Consider the following 15,986-nt stretch of genomic DNA (forward strand, 5'->3'; position numbering starts at 1 on the left):
ATCGTTGGGCACAGCGGCCATTCTGTGATCGCCTGTTAGACTCTACCGTCACCTGCCCTGGTTTCCGGACAGGCTGAGCCGATCGGTGCTGATTGTTCCGGCGCTTTCTGTCCGGCGATCAAGCGGAATGGCTCTACAACCAAGCCCTGTTCAGCCCCTCCTCGGCAACCTATCGACCGACGCACCAACGCCCAAGTAGACCAACGTGCCACAACCGATCCCCATCACCGACCATCAACGCCGCTGGCTGAAGAAGCAGGCGCACCACCTCAAGCCCATCGTCCAGCTCGGCGCCGCTGGCCTCAGCGACGCCGTCCTCGCCGAGATCGAGCTCGCACTCGATCATCACGAGCTCGTCAAGGTCAAGGTCCCAGGCGGCGACCACGACGAGCGCGATGGGATCGTCACCGCGATCGCCGAGCGCGCCAATGCCGACCTGGTGCAACGCATCGGCAACACCGCCTGCTACTTCCGCGCCAACCCCGAGCGCCGCGACCGTATCCTGCTGCCGCTCTGAACCTGCTGCCGCTCTAAACCTGCTGCCGCTCCAAAACAAGGATCAACCCATGCCCCCGATCACGCCCGCAAGCCTGCTTGCCCCTCAGGCTCGACAGCAACGGCCCCGCCGATCCCTCGTGACCGCGCTCTTGCCCATCGCCTTCTTGGTCAGCTGCGGCAACCCGGGCGAGGATGTCCGCATCACCCTCTGCAAGGACCTGGTCCGAGGACAGCTCGGCTCAGGCGCGACGCCGACATGGTCCAAGGTCACCACCCAGACCCCAGGCTATCAGGACGCCGTGATCCAGCTCGGTTGGACCGCCCCCAGCGGCAACGGCGCGGCACGCTGCTACTACCCGTACAACGCGGTCGACGACACCGCCCAGCAGCTCGCCGACCCACTGACCGCCTATGCCACCTCACCGAGCAAGGTCATCATCAATGGCCAGACCCTGAGCGGGTCCGCCCTCGCCCGCGCCGTCGCCGAGGCGATGAGGCATCAGGGGCAGCAACTGCTCGACTCAGCAGGTCAGCTGATCCAGCAATAGCCGCCATCCACCGAGAGGGTCTTATACCCATCTCAAATCAGTTTTCCGGTTTTGCTCGACCGCTCCGCGTCGCGTCACGGCGCTCGGGGGACGCCGTGAATCCCTCCGTGGAGGCTTGACGACGGCATCCATGCCGTCGACACCCCCGCTCGCCGTCACCCGACCCTCCGCTCTGCCGTGCCGAAAATTGACGTGCTTTGGGTATATAGTCACTCGCCCTGGTTTCCGGACAAGCTGAGCCCATCGGTGCTGACTGTTCCGGCGCTTTCTGTCCGGCGATCAGGCGGAATGGCTATACACCTCGAAACGGCCGCTGGCGGCCGCGCTGAGCAGACAGGAGGCTGAAGCGACTGAAAGCATCTGAACGCTTCGCGGTCGATGTGCACCGCCGCGATCACCGACCTCAACTCGGTCAAAACGAAGCGACGCAGCCCAATTCTGCCAGATCGCATCGGCTCAGCCAGATCGAGTCGGCGACGCGCGCACCGACCTGCTCACCCGGGCTTACGCCCGACGAAACGATAGTAAGGCACCCGCAGCCCCGGGAGATAGGGGACCGGCGCCATCTGCTCGACGAGCTGATGCTGTGGCAACCGCTCGCGCAACCGCTGCAGGCGCTGCGGGTCGAGATGCACGCCATCGTGCCGGAACCAGCGCGGCCAGAACGCCCGCGTCAATGCCGAGTGCCGCACCTGCCCCGCCTCCGGCGCCGACGCCGAGACATAGAAATCGACCACGCCCAACACACCGCCCGGCCTTAGCATCCGGATCGCATTCTCGATCGCTGCCGCCCAGTCCGGGATCATCGTCAGCGCGTAGGCCAGATAGACCGCATCAACCGACTGCTCGGGCTGCCAATGGCAGGCATCGGCCTCGTGCACCCGCACGTTCGCCATCGCCGCGGTGCGCCGGCGCGCCGCAGCGATCAAGGCCGGACAGAGATCGACTAGGTCCGCCCGCCCCAACGCGGCCAGGCGCTCATCGAAGAACAGAAGATTCTGGCCGGTTCCAGCCCCGAGCTCGACCACATGAGCGCCAGCGGGAACGCCGAGCTGCGCGATCAGCTCGGCCCGGCCATGCAGCAAACGCGCGCGAAAGGCGTCGTAGCGCTCCGCCTGTGGTGCATAGAACGCCTGCAGCCGCTCGGCGTGGGAGCCAGTGCGCGGCTGCCCGCGCAGCATCGCGAGCAGCACCCGGAGGTCCGATGCCAGCGAGCCCACCGCCATCGTTCAGACCGCAACGTCGGCGATATGGAAACCGGCGTAGGTGTGCACCCGATCCAACGGCTGCATCCGCGCCGACAGGTCCGGATGGAACCGCAGACAGTCGCGCAGACGACCATGCCCGGCGCCAAGCTCAAGATCCTGCAGGTAGGCCGGCGCCGCATGGGCGCTGCGGAAGATGATCCGGGCGTCGGCGCGCGCCCGTTTCAGGACCAGCCGCCATTCTTCGGTCAGCGCCTCGGGCGCGTAGCTGCTCATCCAGTCCATGTGATCGAGCAGCACATACTTCGAGAAGCGCTGCTCGGTCGTCGTGAGCAGCTCGGAGACGGTCGCGGTATGCAGTTGGATACAGTCCGCGAGTCCAGCCTTCAACGCACTGAAGTTGTCCGGCTTCAGGTACTCGGGGCAGCAGTCCTGGGTATAGCGGCCGCGCACATAGACCGCCCAGAAGTAGTTGGTCCAGACCGGGAGCTGGCCGAAGACATAGTCGATCGATTCGCGCACGAAGCCGGCGACACCGCGCTCGTGCTGATCCTGGACCTCCTTGCGCTGCGGATGCGGCACGCCGAGCATGCTCATCGTCAACTGACGAGACAGCGTCCAGTTGATCGTCGGCGACCAGATCAGCGGCTGGACGCGGGTCTCGTAGACGTGCCGCTGGTCATCCAGTGACCGGGTCTCGAACAGCTCCGCGATGCTGGCCGCAAGCCGCGGGCGCATCCGCAGATAGGTGTGGAATCCCTTGGCGACGATGCCCGAGAGCCCGTGGAAATAGAAGCTGCCGCGCGGATTCCCGAACCAGCGGATGCGCTTGTCCCAGAAGCCGCGCGCGAACGGCGAGAGGTCGGCTCGCAGCGTGCGCCGGTAGAGTGCCTCGAACCGCGGATGATGCCCGTGCCCAAAGGCAGCGAAGAAATCCTCGTATTCGAGATGCCGAATCCCGGCCAGCTTCAGCTCCAGCAGCGCATTCTGGCGCGGGTTGGCATCGACGGCATGGATCTCGGCCGGACCGACCAGCGCGTAATCGAGCACGTTACAGCCGGCGCTGGTAATGACCAGGATGCGGTCTTCGGGCGCGATATTGAGCACCATCCGATCGACCGCCGGGTCTTCCCAGCAGGTGTTGTAGACCAGGGCGCGCGAGTAGATCGCATCGAAGACCTTCTGATCGAAGCGATCCGAGAGACTGGGCTTGGTCGATACGGGCATGGCATTGGCGCCCCGGTGGCAAATAAACCGCTCAAGGCTACCAAGCGCATGTGACGATTCCGTGGCAGTCAGAAGACGGACCTGTTGCCGGTGCGTGACCGCAGGCGCTGCCGAGGCCGGCCCTTAGCCATCCCTGAGCCCAACCCTGAGCATCAGCCCTGAGCACCAGCCCTGAGCACCAGCCCGGAGCACAGGCCCTGAGCACCGGCCCTATCAACGCGCCGTCATGATCATTACCGTGAATCACGCGGGATTCATCGTCCGGGGTGGCACCGTGCGATGAACGTTAGCCAGGCCTGCGCCCATAGAGCGCCACCAGGTGCGCGAACCGGGCCGGCAGCGCGTCATCGAGTTCGTCCCATTGGAAGCGCCACTGCCAATTCCCGATCGCAACCCCAGGGCGGTTCATCCGGTGCGCACCACCGAGCCCCATCAGGTCCTGCATCGGCACCACCGCCAAGTCGGCTCGGGAGGCCAATGCAGCGCGAATCATCGGCCAGGGCATCGGCTCCTGAGAATGGCCCAGATAGTCGTCGACATGGGCGCGCAGCCCGGCGTCCAGCGCCTCATACCAGCCCAGCGTCGTGTCGTTGTCGTGGGTGCCGGTATAGGTCACCGAGTCGCGGCTATGATGAAACGGCAGATAGGGGTTATCGGGACCACCCTCGAACGCGAACTGCAGCACCTTCATGCCCGGCATCCGGTATTTGCGCCGCAGCGCATCGACCTCGTCGGTGATCACGCCCAGGTCCTCGGCGATCAGCGGCAAGGTCCCTAGCTCCTGCTTGAGCTGCGCGAAGAGCGCATCGCCTTCGGCCTTGACCCAGCTGCCATTCAACGCCGTGTCTTCCTCGGCCGGAACCTCCCAGTAGGCCTCGAAGCCGCGAAAATGGTCGATCCGGATCATATCGAACAGCCGCAGCTGGGTGCGCATCCGGTCCAACCAGAAGCGAAAGCCGTTCTTCTTCAACTGATCCCAGCGGTAGAGCGGGTTGCCCCAGCGCTGTCCGGTTGCCGAGAAGTAATCGGGCGGCACGCCGGCGACGACCCGGCAGGACCCATCGGCGTTGAGATCGAAGTCGCCGGGTCGCGCCCAGACCTCGGCGCTATCATGGGCAACGAAGATTGGCATATCGCCGAACAGACGCACCCCGCGCGCGTTCGCATACGCACGTAACGCGTCCCATTGGCGAAAGAACAGGAACTGCTCGAAGCGGATATAGCCAAGCTGTTTGGCCAGGCGGCGGCGCGCCTGACCCAGGCTGCGCCCATCCCGATCCCTGAGGCCCTTCGGCCATTCCCACCAGGGTCTCTCGCGCTCCTCGTGGATGGCTCGGTACAGCGCATAGTCTTCCAGCCAGAATCGCTGCGCTTCACAGAACGCGTCCAGCGCGGCGCGATCCTGATCCGTCGCCGAGCGCTGAAAGCCCTTGTAGGCATCGAGCAACAGCGCACGCTTGCTTGCGTCACTCAGATCGGCCGGCAGCTCGCCCGCGATCCAACCCGCCTCGGCAAGCGGCTCCAGTCCGATCAGTCGGGGGCTGCCGGCATGCGCCGAGCTGGTTTGATAGGGCGAATCACCGATCTGCGGCGGACCAACCGGCAGCATCTGCCAGACAGTGACGCCGCAATCGGCCAGGAAGCTCACGAAGTTGTAGGCCTCCGGCCCAAGGTCCCCGCAGGGGCCGCCGCCGGGCAACGAGGTCAGATGCAGCAGCACGCAGGCGCGGCGTCGATCAAGGCAATCGGTGGCAGGGGCATCGTCCATAGCAGATACAGGAACAGCGGAAGTGGTTTACAGGCGTGGTGGAAACGGCGATCAGAGTGGTTGCGCCTCTCGCGGGTCCTCCCCCCGTGATGACAGCGCCATGCCAGGCAGCCGGCCCAACGCGAGCCCAGCGGGAGCCCAACGGGAGCCCAACGGGAGCCCAACGGGAGCCCAGCGGGAGCCCAACGGGAGCCCAACGGGAGCCCAACGAGAGCTCAACGGGAGCCCAGCAAGGGACTAGTGCATCGCGTCAGAAATGCCGAGACCCTCTTCCTGCCATCTGGCTCTCAGCGTTGTAGGAGCCCGCTTGCGGGCGACCCAGGCCGCACTCGCGGCGGCGACAATCGCCCGCAAGCGGGCTCCTACCCCACGACCATTGGGAGCGGCGACAATCGGCCTCGGGATGTCCGCTGTCTTGCACTAGTCGATCCTGGCGCGGCCTGGCAACAGCTCAGCAGGGCTCAGCTCACCCGGTTGATCGTCTGGCCGAGCATCTCGGGTGTCACCAGCGTGACCCCACCCTCCGAGACCTCAAAGCCGGCGGCCGCGTCCTCGGCGCGATCACAGCCGATGCGCATCCCCTCGGGCAGCCGGCACCAGTGGTCGACGATCGCTCGCCGGACGATGCAGCCGCGCCCGATATCGACGTTCGGAAGGATCACGCTGTCCTCGACATGCGCGAACGAGTGCACGCGCACATTGGAGAACAGCAGCGAGTGGCGCACGAGTGCACCCGAGATGATACAACCCCCGGAGACCATCGAGTCCACCGCCATTCCGCGGCGGATGTCGTCATCGAAGACGAATTTGGCAGGGGGAAGCTGCTCTTGATAGGTCCAAAGGGGCCAGTTTTCGTCATAGAGGCTGAGCGGCGGCGTCACACCGATCAGCTCCAGATTCGCCTCCCAGAACGCGTCCAGGGTGCCGACATCGCGCCAATAGGCTTGGGCGCCGCTGTGCGGGTCACGGAACGGATAGGCCATGACCTGGTAGTGAGCGATCGCGCGCGGGATCACGTCCTTGCCGAAATCGTGGCTGGAGCCGGCCGTATCGGCATCACTGATGACCTGCTCGAATAGAAACTCTCGGCTGAAGACATAGATCCCCATCGACGCCAGCGCGACATCCTCCCTGCCCGGCACCGATGGCGGATCAGCCGGCTTTTCGACGAACGCGCGCACGCGCCCATCGTCATCGACACTGATGATGCCAAAGCCGCTCGCCCGCTCGCGCTCGACCTCGATGCAGCCGATCGTCATCTCGGCGCCGGACTCGACATGCTGCGCGATCATCGGCCCGTAATCCATCTGGTAGACATGGTCGCCGGCGAGCACGAGCACATAATCCGGGTCGTGATTGCGGATGATGTCGAGGTTCTGAAACACCGCATCGGCCGTACCCGCATACCAGGCGGTCTCGGTAACGCGCTGCTGCGCCGGCCACAGCTCGACGAACTCGCCGAATTCCCCGCGCAGGAAACCCCAGCCCTTCTGGATGTGCAGGATCAGTGAGTGCGCCTTGTACTGGGTCAGCACACCGATGCGCCGGATGCCTGAATTGATGCAGTTGGAGAGCGGGAAGTCGACGATCCGGAACTTCCCGCCGAAGGGCACCGCCGGTTTCGAGCGCCATTGGGTGAGCTGACGTAAACGCGAGCCGCGCCCACCAGCGAGGATGAGCGCCAGCGTATTGCGCGTCAGGCGACTGACGAAGCGAGGGCCCGCTTCTGGCATGCTGAACCTTCGGGCGCGAGCGCCGGTTGGGAAATGGGAATCGCCGGTGGCGGGCCGTCGTCGATCTCAACCCTGACCGCAACCGGGGCCGATCGTCGCTATGGTAACATCGCTCTGACGTTTCGCATCGGGGTGCACAAGATCGGGGCGACAGGCCTGGGCGCCCCTGCGTTGCAAACGCTGAGTTGCAAACGCTGACCGCAGCGATCCCGCGAAAGTACGGGTGCACCAGCGGCCCGCCCTAGCGCGCCCCAAGCGACCCGGCAAGAGCCCAAGGACACGACAAGCTATGCCCGAATCCCAGCTCCGCTATCCCGACCTACCCGATCCGCTGCTGAAGATCGTCGAGGCCCGACATCATGATCCCTTCGAGGTGCTCGGCCGCCATGAGCAAGCGGACGGGTCGGCCGTCGTGCGGGTGCTATTGCCGCGTGCCGAGCGCGTCCGCGTCGGCAAGGGCGACATCGAGTTGAAGCGCATCGAGGGCACCGACCTCTTCGTTTGGGAAGGCCCCGCTGCCGCCATCCAGGGGCATTACCAGCTCAGCTGGTACGACAAGCAGGGCCAGGTCCATACCCAGTACGATCCCTACACCTTCGGCCCGCAGATCGCCGACTTCGACCTCCACCTCTTCGGCGAGGGCCGCCATTGGCATGCCTATCGCTTCCTCGGCGCGCATCGGCATGAGGTCGATGGCATCACCGGCTTCCGGTTCGGGGTCTGGGCACCGGGTGCTGCCCGTGTCAGCGTCGTCGGGGACTTCAACAACTGGGACGGCCGTGAGCATCCGATGCGGGTGCGCTCGGGCTCGGGCGTCTGGGAGCTATTCATTCCGGGGCTCGAGCCGGGCGCGCTCTACAAGTTCGAGCTGCGCTCGCCCGAAGGCATCCCGATGGTCAAGATCGACCCCTACAGCGGCGCCTTCCAAGAACGGCCCGATAACGCCTGCATCCTGCTCGCCCCGAGCCAGTTCCAATGGCGCGATGCCGACTGGATCGAGCGGCGCGCAAGCGCCGACTGGCAGCATCAACCGATGTCGGTCTACGAGGTCCATCTCGGTTCCTGGCTGCGCGACGCCGACGGCGGCTTCCTGAATTATCGCGAGCTCGCCGAGCGCCTCGCCGAGCATTGCAAGGGCATGGGCTTCACCCACATCGAACTGCTGCCGATCACCGAGCATCCGCTCGATGCGTCCTGGGGCTACCAGGCGACCGGCTACTTCGCGCCGACGGCCCGTTTCGGGACCCCGGAAGACTTCCGTTACTTCGTCGACTACCTCCATCAGCAGGATATCGGCGTGCTGCTCGACTGGGTGCCAGCCCACTTTCCGCGCGACACGGTCGCCCTCGCTCGCTACGACGGCACCGCCCTCTACGAGCACGCCGATCCACGCCAGGGCGAGCACAAGGACTGGGGCACGCTGATCTTCAACTACGGCCGCCATGAGGTGAAGAACTTTCTGCTCTCGAGCGCGCTCTATTGGCTGGCCGAGTACCACATCGACGGGTTAAGGGTCGATGCGGTCGCCTCGATGCTCTACCTCGACTATTCGCGCAACGACGGCGAGTGGATACCGAACAAGTACGGCGGCAACGAGAACCTGGATGCGGTCGAGTTCCTGCGCCAGCTCAATACCGTCACGCACGAGCAGCACCCCGGCACCCTGATGGTCGCCGAGGAGTCGACCTCCTGGCCGCAGGTCTCGCGTCCAACCTACCTCGGCGGCCTGGGCTTCAGCATGAAATGGAATATGGGCTGGATGCACGACACCCTCTCCTACATGGAGAAGGACCCGATCTACCGCCACTACCATCACGACCTGCTGACCTTCGGCCTGCTCTACGCCTTCACCGAGAATTTCGTGCTGCCGTTCAGCCACGACGAGGTCGTCCACGGCAAGAAGTCGATGCTCGACAAGATGCCCGGCGATGCCTGGCAGAAGTTCGCCTCGCTGCGGCTGTTGTACACCTTCATGTTCACCTATCCGGGCAAGAAGCTGCTGTTCCAGGGCTGCGAGTTCGCCCAGGGGCGCGAGTGGAACTTCGATGCGGCGGCCGAATGGGACCTGCTCGAGCGGCCACCGCATCAGGGCGTCAAGCAGATCGTCGCAGACCTCAACCAGCTCTATCAGGCCGAAACGGCGCTGCACCAGATCGATTTCGAGAGCAGCGGGTTCGAGTGGATCGACTGCCACGACTCCAGCCAGTCGGTGCTGAGCTATCTGCGCAAATCGAAGGACGGCAAGCAGCTCGTCGCCTGCGCGTTCAATTTCACGCCGGTTCCGCGCGACAACTATCGTATTGGTGTCCCGGTCGAAGGCTTCTATCGCGAGGCGATCAACTCGGACGCCGAGCTCTACGGCGGAAGCAATGTCGGCAACCAGGGCGGCGTCCAATCGGAACCGGTGAGCTGGATGGGACGCCCCCACTCGATCCCGCTCGCCCTGCCGCCGCTCGCCGGCGTCGTGATGGTGCTCGACCCGAGCTCGGTCCCGACCGAACAGGCCGGCGCCGACCGCGCCGAAGCGGCCCGGCAGGCCGCTCCCGGCAGCGCGTCAGCGGTGGACACCACAGCCGAGAAGGCGGTGACCGAGACGCCCGACAGCAGCTCGCCGCCACCCAACGACGATGCCGGGCGCGGGATCGGCTGACGGCCCGAACGGATGCCGATCCTGCCGAGACCGCCTGCAGGACCGACCGGCCTGCCGATGCAGTGCGAACCGCGATGCAGCAAGGACCTGAACCGCTCGCTCACCTGATACGCCCGCTCGTCTAGATGCTCGACGTCACCGATCTCGCCTGCCGCCGAGGGGATCGCCAGCTGTTTCGCAGCCTGTCGTTCCAGGTCCCCGCTCAGACGCTGCTGCACGTGCGCGGCCGCAACGGCAGTGGCAAGACAACGCTGTTGCGCGCCCTTTGCGGCCTGCTCCGGCCCGACGCCGGTCGCATCCGCTGGAAGGGGAAGAGCATCGGTGAGCTGGCCGAGGACTATAACCGGGATCTGCTCTACTTCGGCCACCTCAACGGCATCAAGGCGGATCTGACCGGGCTCGAGAACCTCCGGATCGCCCGCACACTGGATCAGGACCCGGTCGGCGATGACGCCATCCTCGACGCGCTGGCGCGGATCGGCCTCGAGGGCTTCGAGGACCTGCCAACCCGGATGCTCTCGCAAGGGCAAAAGAAGCGCGTCGCGCTCACGCGCTTGATCTTGAGCAAGGCGCCGTTGTGGATCTTGGACGAGCCTTTCACGGCGCTGGACGTCGATGCGGTGGACCTGTTGCAGCAGCTGATCGCCGAGCAGGTCGCAGACGGCGGGTCAGTGGTGCTGACGACCCATCAGGAGGTCCCGCTGACGCAAGGCGCGATCCAACGACTCACGCTCGATGAGGCAGATGATTAGACACCGACCTCTGGAGACGACCCTGCGCGGGCCTGAAACCTGATGCTCAGGGTCTTCTACTCCGTTCTCGCGAGGGACATCCTGCTGGCGCTCCGGCGGCGCACCGATGTATTGACGACGCTGTTCTTCTTCATCATCGTGATCAGCCTGTTCCCGTTGGGCGTCGGCAGCGAGCGCGAGCAGCTGCAGGCACTGGGCCCGGGCGTGGTCTGGGTTGCGGCGCTGCTGGCATCGATGTTGGCGTTGGAGCGATTGTTCGCTGCCGACTACGACGACGGGACGCTCGAGCAGCTCCTGTTGACCGGCCAGCCGTTGGCGCTCTTGGTCCTCGCCAAGGTGCTTGCGCATTGGCTCCTCACCGGCCTGCCACTGGTGCTGATCGCACCGCTGGTGGCGATGCAGTATCACCTGGAGGCGACCGCGGTCTGGGTCATGATGGCGGCCTTGGCGGTCGGCACGCCGGTGTTGAGCCTGATCGGCGCGATCGGCGCGGCGCTGACGCTGGGGCTGCGCGGGGGCGGTATCCTGCTGTCGCTGCTGATCCTGCCGCTCTATGTCCCGGTGCTGGTCTATGGTGCCGGCGCGGTCACCGTCAGCGCGATCGAAATCGCCGATACGGAGCCCTATTTCCACCTTTTGGGCGCGTTCCTGCTCGGCGCCTTGGTGCTCGCACCACTGGCCGCCGCAGCGGCATTACGGATCTCGCTCGAGTGAGCGCTGACCCGAACCGGGTCGAGGACTGCCCGGGCACAGACGTCCCCGGCTTCCACCCGGAGAATCGGGTTTTTCGAAGCAAATTGCGATAACAACTTACAATCTGTCACCACTGCTCAAGGCTTAACGTCTCGGACCATTGCTAGAATCCGGACGCCGAAGCAATATTATGACGATCAACTGGTTCAAATTCGCCTCACCGGCCGCGTTCTACCCGATCGCGGGCCGACTGATCCCCTGGTTCGGCGGGGTCGCCGCCGCATTGGTCCTGATCGCGCTCTACTGGGGGTTCTTCGAGACCGCCGACCGGCTCGGCGGCAGCAACCCGCAAAAGGAGTACTACCGCATCATCTTCGTCCATGTGCCGACGGCCTGGATGTCGATGTGGCTCTATCTCGTGCTGGCGGGCTGGTCTGCGATCGGGCTGGTCTTCAATACCCGGCTGAGCTTCATGATGGCCAAGGCGGTCGCGCCGACTGGCGCGATCTTCACCTTCCTGGCCCTCTGGACCGGCGCCCTCTGGGGCCGGCCGAGCTGGGGCACCTACTGGGACTGGGACCCAAGGCTGACCTCGGAGCTGCTGCTGTTCTTTCTGTACATCGGCTACATCGCCCTGCATTCGGCGATCGACGACATGCGCCGCGCCGACCGCGCGGCCGCCCTGCTGGCGATCGTCGGCCTGGTCATGGTTCCGGTGATCTATCTGTCGATCAACTGCCCCGATCCAAACCAATGCGCGGCGCTGCATCAGCGCTCCGACCCGGGCAGCATCCACCCGAGCATCCTGATCCCGATGCTGACGATGACACTCGGGCTTTGGTCCTACTCGTTCGCGGCCGTGTTCGCGCGGCTACGGAACATCATCCTGTCGCGTGAGTCGGACAATGCCTGGGTGCGCGATGTCGTCGCCAAGGAGGCCGTCTGATGATCGATTTCCTGCAGCAGGGTGGCTATGCTGGCTACGTCTGGAGCGCGTTCGGGATGACCTTCGGACTGCTCTTGATCGAGATCCTGCAGCTGCGCAGCAGCCACCGCACCACGCTCACCCGTATCGCGCGTCTGGTGCGGCTGCGCACCCCGCGGCGCAAGCCAGCCGCTGGCGCCGGGCAGGACTCCGGCGCTGCCAGCGCGAAACCCTAGCGATGAGCTTCGAGTCCAACAATGAGATCTCGCGGCACGCCCGCGGCGTGCCGATCGATTGCCACGAGGAATCCGCACGATGAAAGCAAGACAGAAACGGTTGGTGTTCGTCGGCCTGGCCCTGGTCGGCGTGGCCGGCGCGACATCGCTGGCACTGAGCGCGCTGCAGAGCAACATCTCCTACTTCTTCAGCCCGACGCAGGTGATGGCGAACGAGCATCCGGTCGACGCGGTGTTCCGGGTCGGCGGCATCGTCGTCGAGGATACCCTCGAGCGTCAGTCCGACGGACTGACCGTGCACTTCGACGTCACCGACAACGCCGCCGTCGTGCCCGTCAGCTATAACGGCATCCTCCCGGATCTCTTCAGCGAAGGCCAGGGCGTGGTCGCGAAGGGACGCATCGGGGCCGATGGCACCTTCTACGCCGAGGAGGTCTTGGCCAAGCACGATGAATCCTATATGCCGCCCGAGGTTGCCGATACGCTGCAGACGGCCCATGTCGACGGCGTCGTGGAGCAGACCGCCGGCAGCCTCGCCCCGACGAGCACGACCCGGAGCCCGACCCAATGATCCCCGAGCTCGGACATATCGCACTGATCCTCGCGCTGTTGCTCGCAACGGCGCAGGCCGTCTTCCCGTTGGCCGGCTCGCTGACCGGGAACCGACCCTGGATGACGATGGCCCGCCCCCTGGCCTACGGGCAGCTGGTCTTCGTCGCCATCGCATTCCTGGCATTGGTCGAGGCCTTCCTGACGAGCGACTTCTCGGTGCACTATGTCGCCGTCAATTCGAACTCGCTCCTACCCGACATCTACAAGTTCTCGGCGGTCTGGGGCGGGCACGAGGGCTCGCTGCTGCTGTGGGCGCTGATGATGGCCGGATGGGGCGCGGCGGTGGCGGTCTTCAGCCGCTATCTGCCGCTGCCGGTGGTCGCGCGCGTCCTCGGTGTGATGGGGCTGGTCGCGATCGGCTTCCTCCTGTTCATGCTGCTGACCTCGAACCCGTTCGAGCGGCTGTTCCCGGTGCCGCCGGAGGGTCGCGACCTCAATCCGCTGTTGCAGGACCCCGGCCTGGCCATCCATCCACCGATGCTCTATATGGGCTATGTCGGCTTCTCGGTCGCGTTCGCGTTCGCGATCGCGGCGTTGATCGGCGGTAAGCTCGATGCCGCCTGGGCGCGCTGGTCGCGCCCCTGGACCACGGTTGCCTGGGTCTTCCTGACCATCGGGATCGCGCTCGGCTCCTGGTGGGCCTACTACGAGCTCGGCTGGGGCGGCTGGTGGTTCTGGGACCCGGTCGAGAACGCCTCGCTGATGCCCTGGCTGGTCGGCACCGCACTGATCCATTCGCTCGCGGTCACCGAGAAGCGTGCGGCGTTCAAGAGCTGGACCGTGCTGCTGGCGATCTCGGCCTTCTCACTGAGCCTGCTCGGCACCTTCCTGGTGCGCTCGGGCGTGCTGACCTCGGTGCACGCCTTCGCAACCGACCCCGAGCGCGGCCTGTTCATCCTGCTGTTCCTGTGCGTGGTCATCGGCGGCTCGCTGGCGCTCTACGCCTGGCGGGCGCCAGATGTCTCCGAGGGCGGACGCTTCGATCTGGTCTCGCGTGAGAGCGCGCTGATGCTGAACAACCTGATCTTCGTCGCCTTCACGGTGCTGGTCCTGTTCGGCACCCTGGCACCGCTGATCTACGAGGCCTTCAACCTGGGCAAGATCTCGGTCGGCTTTCCCTGGTTCAATAAGATGTTCGTCGCGCTGGCGCCGTTCCTGGCGTTGCTCCTCGGCATCGGTCCGGCCGCCCGTTGGAAGCACGACTCGCCCTGGCGCCTGACCAAGATGCTCTGGCTCGCCTTCGCGCTCAGCATCGTACTGCTCGCGCTGAGCTCGCGCGAGTCGATCAGCGGCGGGGACTTCTGGGTGCCGATCGGGATCGCCCTGGCCGGCTGGCTGCTGTTCTCGCATCTGACCATCGTGCGCGACCGGCTCAAGCACAAGAAGCAGCCGCTCTGGCAGGCGCTGAAGGCCGACTTCAGCGGCAACGGCCGCAGCTTCTACGGCATGGTCGTCGCGCACCTCGGGGTCGCAATGTTCATCGTCGGCGTGACCATGGTCTCGAACCATCAGATCGAGAAGGATCTGCGCATGTCTCCGGGTGACAGCCACGAGATGGCCGGCTATCGCTTCGAGTTCCTCGGCGCGCAGAAGGTCAACGGCCCCAACTACCGTGCTGACCGAGGCCATTTCCGGGTCTACCGCGGTGATCGCCAGATCGCCGAGCTGTATCCGGAGAAGCGGTCTTATCTCGGCGGCGGCATGCCGATGACCGAAGCGGCGATCGACGCCGGCTTCTTCCGCGATGTCTACGTCTCGCTCGGCGAGGCCGTCGGCGGTGGTGATTGGGCACTGCGGCTCTACTACAAGCCCTATGTCCGCTGGATCTGGCTTGGCGCGGTGTTGATGGCGCTTGGTGGCACCATCGCCGTCAGCGATCGACGCTATCGCAGCGCGAGCGTGCGCAGCAGCGCCCCAGCCGCTGCCGCCACCGCCCCAGCCTGAAACAGACGCGCCTGAAACAGACGCGCCTGAAAACAGCGAACCAGAACTGGACGAGCACCAGCGCGACGGGTCGCGCCGGTGCGCCTGCAACGACGGAACCCTCACGAGTCACACTACGATGGCGAAATCCTGGCGTTTTCTGATTCCGCTGATCATCTTCGGGGCCTTGGTGATCCTCCTGGTCATCGGCCTCGGCAAGGACCCGCGCAAGGTCCCCTCGCCGCTGATCGGCAAGCCGATCCCCGAGTTCAGCCTGCCGGAGCTGACCGATACCGGCCGCACCCTCGTCGACGATGACCTGCGCGGCCAGATCTCGCTGGTCAATGTCTGGGCCTCCTGGTGCAGCTCGTGCCGGCAGGAGCATCAGGCGCTGATGGTGCTGTCCGAGAATCCGGACTTTCAGATCGTCGGCCTGAATTGGAAGGACGATGCGCAGGATGCGCTCAGCGTGCTGCGAATGACCGGCAATCCGTATGACCGCATCGGCTATGACCCCGACAATGATGTCGGTATCGAATGGGGCGTCTATGGGGCCCCGGAGACCTTCGTCGTCGATCAGCAAGGGATCATCCGCTACAAGCATATCGGGCCCGTCGACCGCAAGGTCTGGGAAGAAACCCTGCAGCCCCTGATCGCACAGCTCAAGGCCGAAGGCTGATGATGACCCGACCGACCCTTCCGCTCCTGCCCACCGCCCTGCTGCTGGCCAGTCTGTTATCCGGCCTGCTCTTCGGCGGCGTCGCTGCTGCCTACACGCTCGAGGAATTCGAGTTCGATAGCCCGGCCCAGCAAGAGCAGTTCCGCGAGCTGATCGGCAAGCTGCGCTGCCTGGTCTGCCAGAACGAATCCCTGGCTGGATCGCAGGCCGAGCTCGCGCAGGACCTGCGCAACGAGGTCTATGAGATGATGCGCGCCGGTCAGTCCGAGGATGCGATCCTCGACTTCCTGGTCGCGCGCTATGGCGACTTCGTGCTCTACGATCCGCCCCTCAAGCCCTCGACCTACCTGCTCTGGTTCGGCCCCTTCGTGCTGATCGGGATCGGGGCGGTCGTCGTGATTCGCACCCTGCTGAGCAAGAAGACGACCCCCGATCAGCCTGTCACCGAGGCCGACCGGGCCCGCATCGATGAGCTCCTCAACGCCGATCAAACGGCCGATCAAACCGCCGATCGAACCGCCGATCGCGACTGACCCT

The 15,986-nt window shown here is 65.2% G+C and carries 15 protein-coding genes; 11 read left to right on the forward strand and 4 right to left on the reverse strand.

The features are described from left to right. The first annotated feature begins 205 nt into the window (after positions 1-205). Together yhbY and CKO40_RS05355 are read left to right on the forward strand one after the other, a co-directional pair. The gene (gene yhbY, locus CKO40_RS05350; protein ID WP_420827359.1) at positions 206-517 is read left to right on the forward strand and encodes a ribosome assembly RNA-binding protein YhbY; all 312 of its coding nucleotides are present in this window, start codon (positions 206-208) and stop codon (positions 515-517) included. A gap of 49 nt (positions 518-566) precedes the next feature. Continuing rightward, positions 567-1,046, forward strand: coding sequence for a hypothetical protein (locus CKO40_RS05355; RefSeq protein WP_207173419.1), 480 nt, complete (start codon positions 567-569; stop codon positions 1,044-1,046). 494 nt (positions 1,047-1,540) lie between these two features. Here the strand turns inward: CKO40_RS05355 and CKO40_RS05360 are convergent, their stop codons facing one another. The 4 genes from CKO40_RS05360 to glgC form a co-directional block, all read right to left on the reverse strand. Continuing rightward, on the reverse strand, positions 1,541-2,272 hold the full coding sequence (locus CKO40_RS05360; protein ID WP_200345161.1) for a class I SAM-dependent methyltransferase: 732 nt from the start codon (positions 2,270-2,272) through the stop codon (positions 1,541-1,543). 3 nt (positions 2,273-2,275) lie between these two features. Further along, a complete protein-coding gene (locus CKO40_RS05365) occupies positions 2,276-3,478 on the reverse strand; it encodes a BtaA family protein (protein WP_200345162.1) in 1,203 nt (400 codons plus the stop codon). A 286-nt stretch (positions 3,479-3,764) separates the two neighbouring features. Further along, positions 3,765-5,246 (reverse strand): 4-alpha-glucanotransferase, encoded by a 1,482-nt coding sequence (gene malQ / locus CKO40_RS05370; protein ID WP_200345163.1) that lies wholly within the window; start codon positions 5,244-5,246, stop codon positions 3,765-3,767. A 461-nt stretch (positions 5,247-5,707) separates the two neighbouring features. Further along, positions 5,708-6,979: a glucose-1-phosphate adenylyltransferase gene (glgC, locus tag CKO40_RS05375; protein WP_200345164.1), complete on the reverse strand. Its 1,272-nt coding sequence runs from the start codon at positions 6,977-6,979 to the stop codon at positions 5,708-5,710. 289 nt (positions 6,980-7,268) lie between these two features. Here glgC and glgB point away from each other — a divergent pair, with 289 nt between their 5' ends. The 9 genes from glgB (at position 7,269) to CKO40_RS05420 (ending at position 15,982) form a co-directional block, all read left to right on the forward strand. Beyond that, positions 7,269-9,629 carry a 1,4-alpha-glucan branching protein GlgB gene (gene glgB, locus CKO40_RS05380; protein WP_200345165.1) on the forward strand — a complete coding sequence of 787 codons (2,361 nt, stop codon included), beginning with the start codon at positions 7,269-7,271 and terminating at the stop codon, positions 9,627-9,629. A 125-nt stretch (positions 9,630-9,754) separates the two neighbouring features. Beyond that, positions 9,755-10,381: a cytochrome c biogenesis heme-transporting ATPase CcmA gene (gene ccmA, locus CKO40_RS05385; protein ID WP_200345166.1), complete on the forward strand. Its 627-nt coding sequence runs from the start codon at positions 9,755-9,757 to the stop codon at positions 10,379-10,381. A gap of 42 nt (positions 10,382-10,423) precedes the next feature. Continuing rightward, a complete protein-coding gene (gene ccmB, locus CKO40_RS05390; RefSeq protein WP_200345167.1) occupies positions 10,424-11,095 on the forward strand; it encodes a heme exporter protein CcmB in 672 nt (223 codons plus the stop codon). A 169-nt stretch (positions 11,096-11,264) separates the two neighbouring features. Further along, the gene (ccsA, locus tag CKO40_RS05395) at positions 11,265-12,020 is read left to right on the forward strand and encodes a cytochrome c biogenesis protein CcsA (protein ID WP_200345168.1); all 756 of its coding nucleotides are present in this window, start codon (positions 11,265-11,267) and stop codon (positions 12,018-12,020) included. Beyond that, entirely contained in the window at positions 12,020-12,235 is a 216-nt protein-coding gene (ccmD, locus tag CKO40_RS05400; protein ID WP_200345169.1) for a heme exporter protein CcmD, read from the forward strand. Before ccsA ends, ccmD begins: the two co-directional genes overlap by 1 nt. A 79-nt stretch (positions 12,236-12,314) precedes the next feature. Continuing rightward, entirely contained in the window at positions 12,315-12,806 is a 492-nt protein-coding gene (gene ccmE / locus CKO40_RS05405; RefSeq protein WP_200345170.1) for a cytochrome c maturation protein CcmE, read from the forward strand. Continuing rightward, a complete protein-coding gene (locus CKO40_RS05410) occupies positions 12,803-14,791 on the forward strand; it encodes a heme lyase CcmF/NrfE family subunit (protein ID WP_200345171.1) in 1,989 nt (662 codons plus the stop codon). Before ccmE ends, CKO40_RS05410 begins: the two co-directional genes overlap by 4 nt. Before the next feature lie 118 nt (positions 14,792-14,909). Continuing rightward, positions 14,910-15,449, forward strand: a complete 540-nt coding sequence (locus CKO40_RS05415) for a DsbE family thiol:disulfide interchange protein (protein ID WP_200345172.1) — start codon at positions 14,910-14,912, stop codon at positions 15,447-15,449. 2 nt (positions 15,450-15,451) lie between these two features. Beyond that, on the forward strand, positions 15,452-15,982 hold the full coding sequence (locus CKO40_RS05420; RefSeq protein WP_200345173.1) for a cytochrome c-type biogenesis protein: 531 nt from the start codon (positions 15,452-15,454) through the stop codon (positions 15,980-15,982). Positions 15,983-15,986: the final 4 nt, after the last annotated feature.

Origin of the sequence: Halochromatium glycolicum (genome assembly GCF_016584085.1) — a bacterium.
GTDB lineage: Bacteria > Pseudomonadota > Gammaproteobacteria > Chromatiales > Chromatiaceae > Lamprobacter > Lamprobacter glycolicus.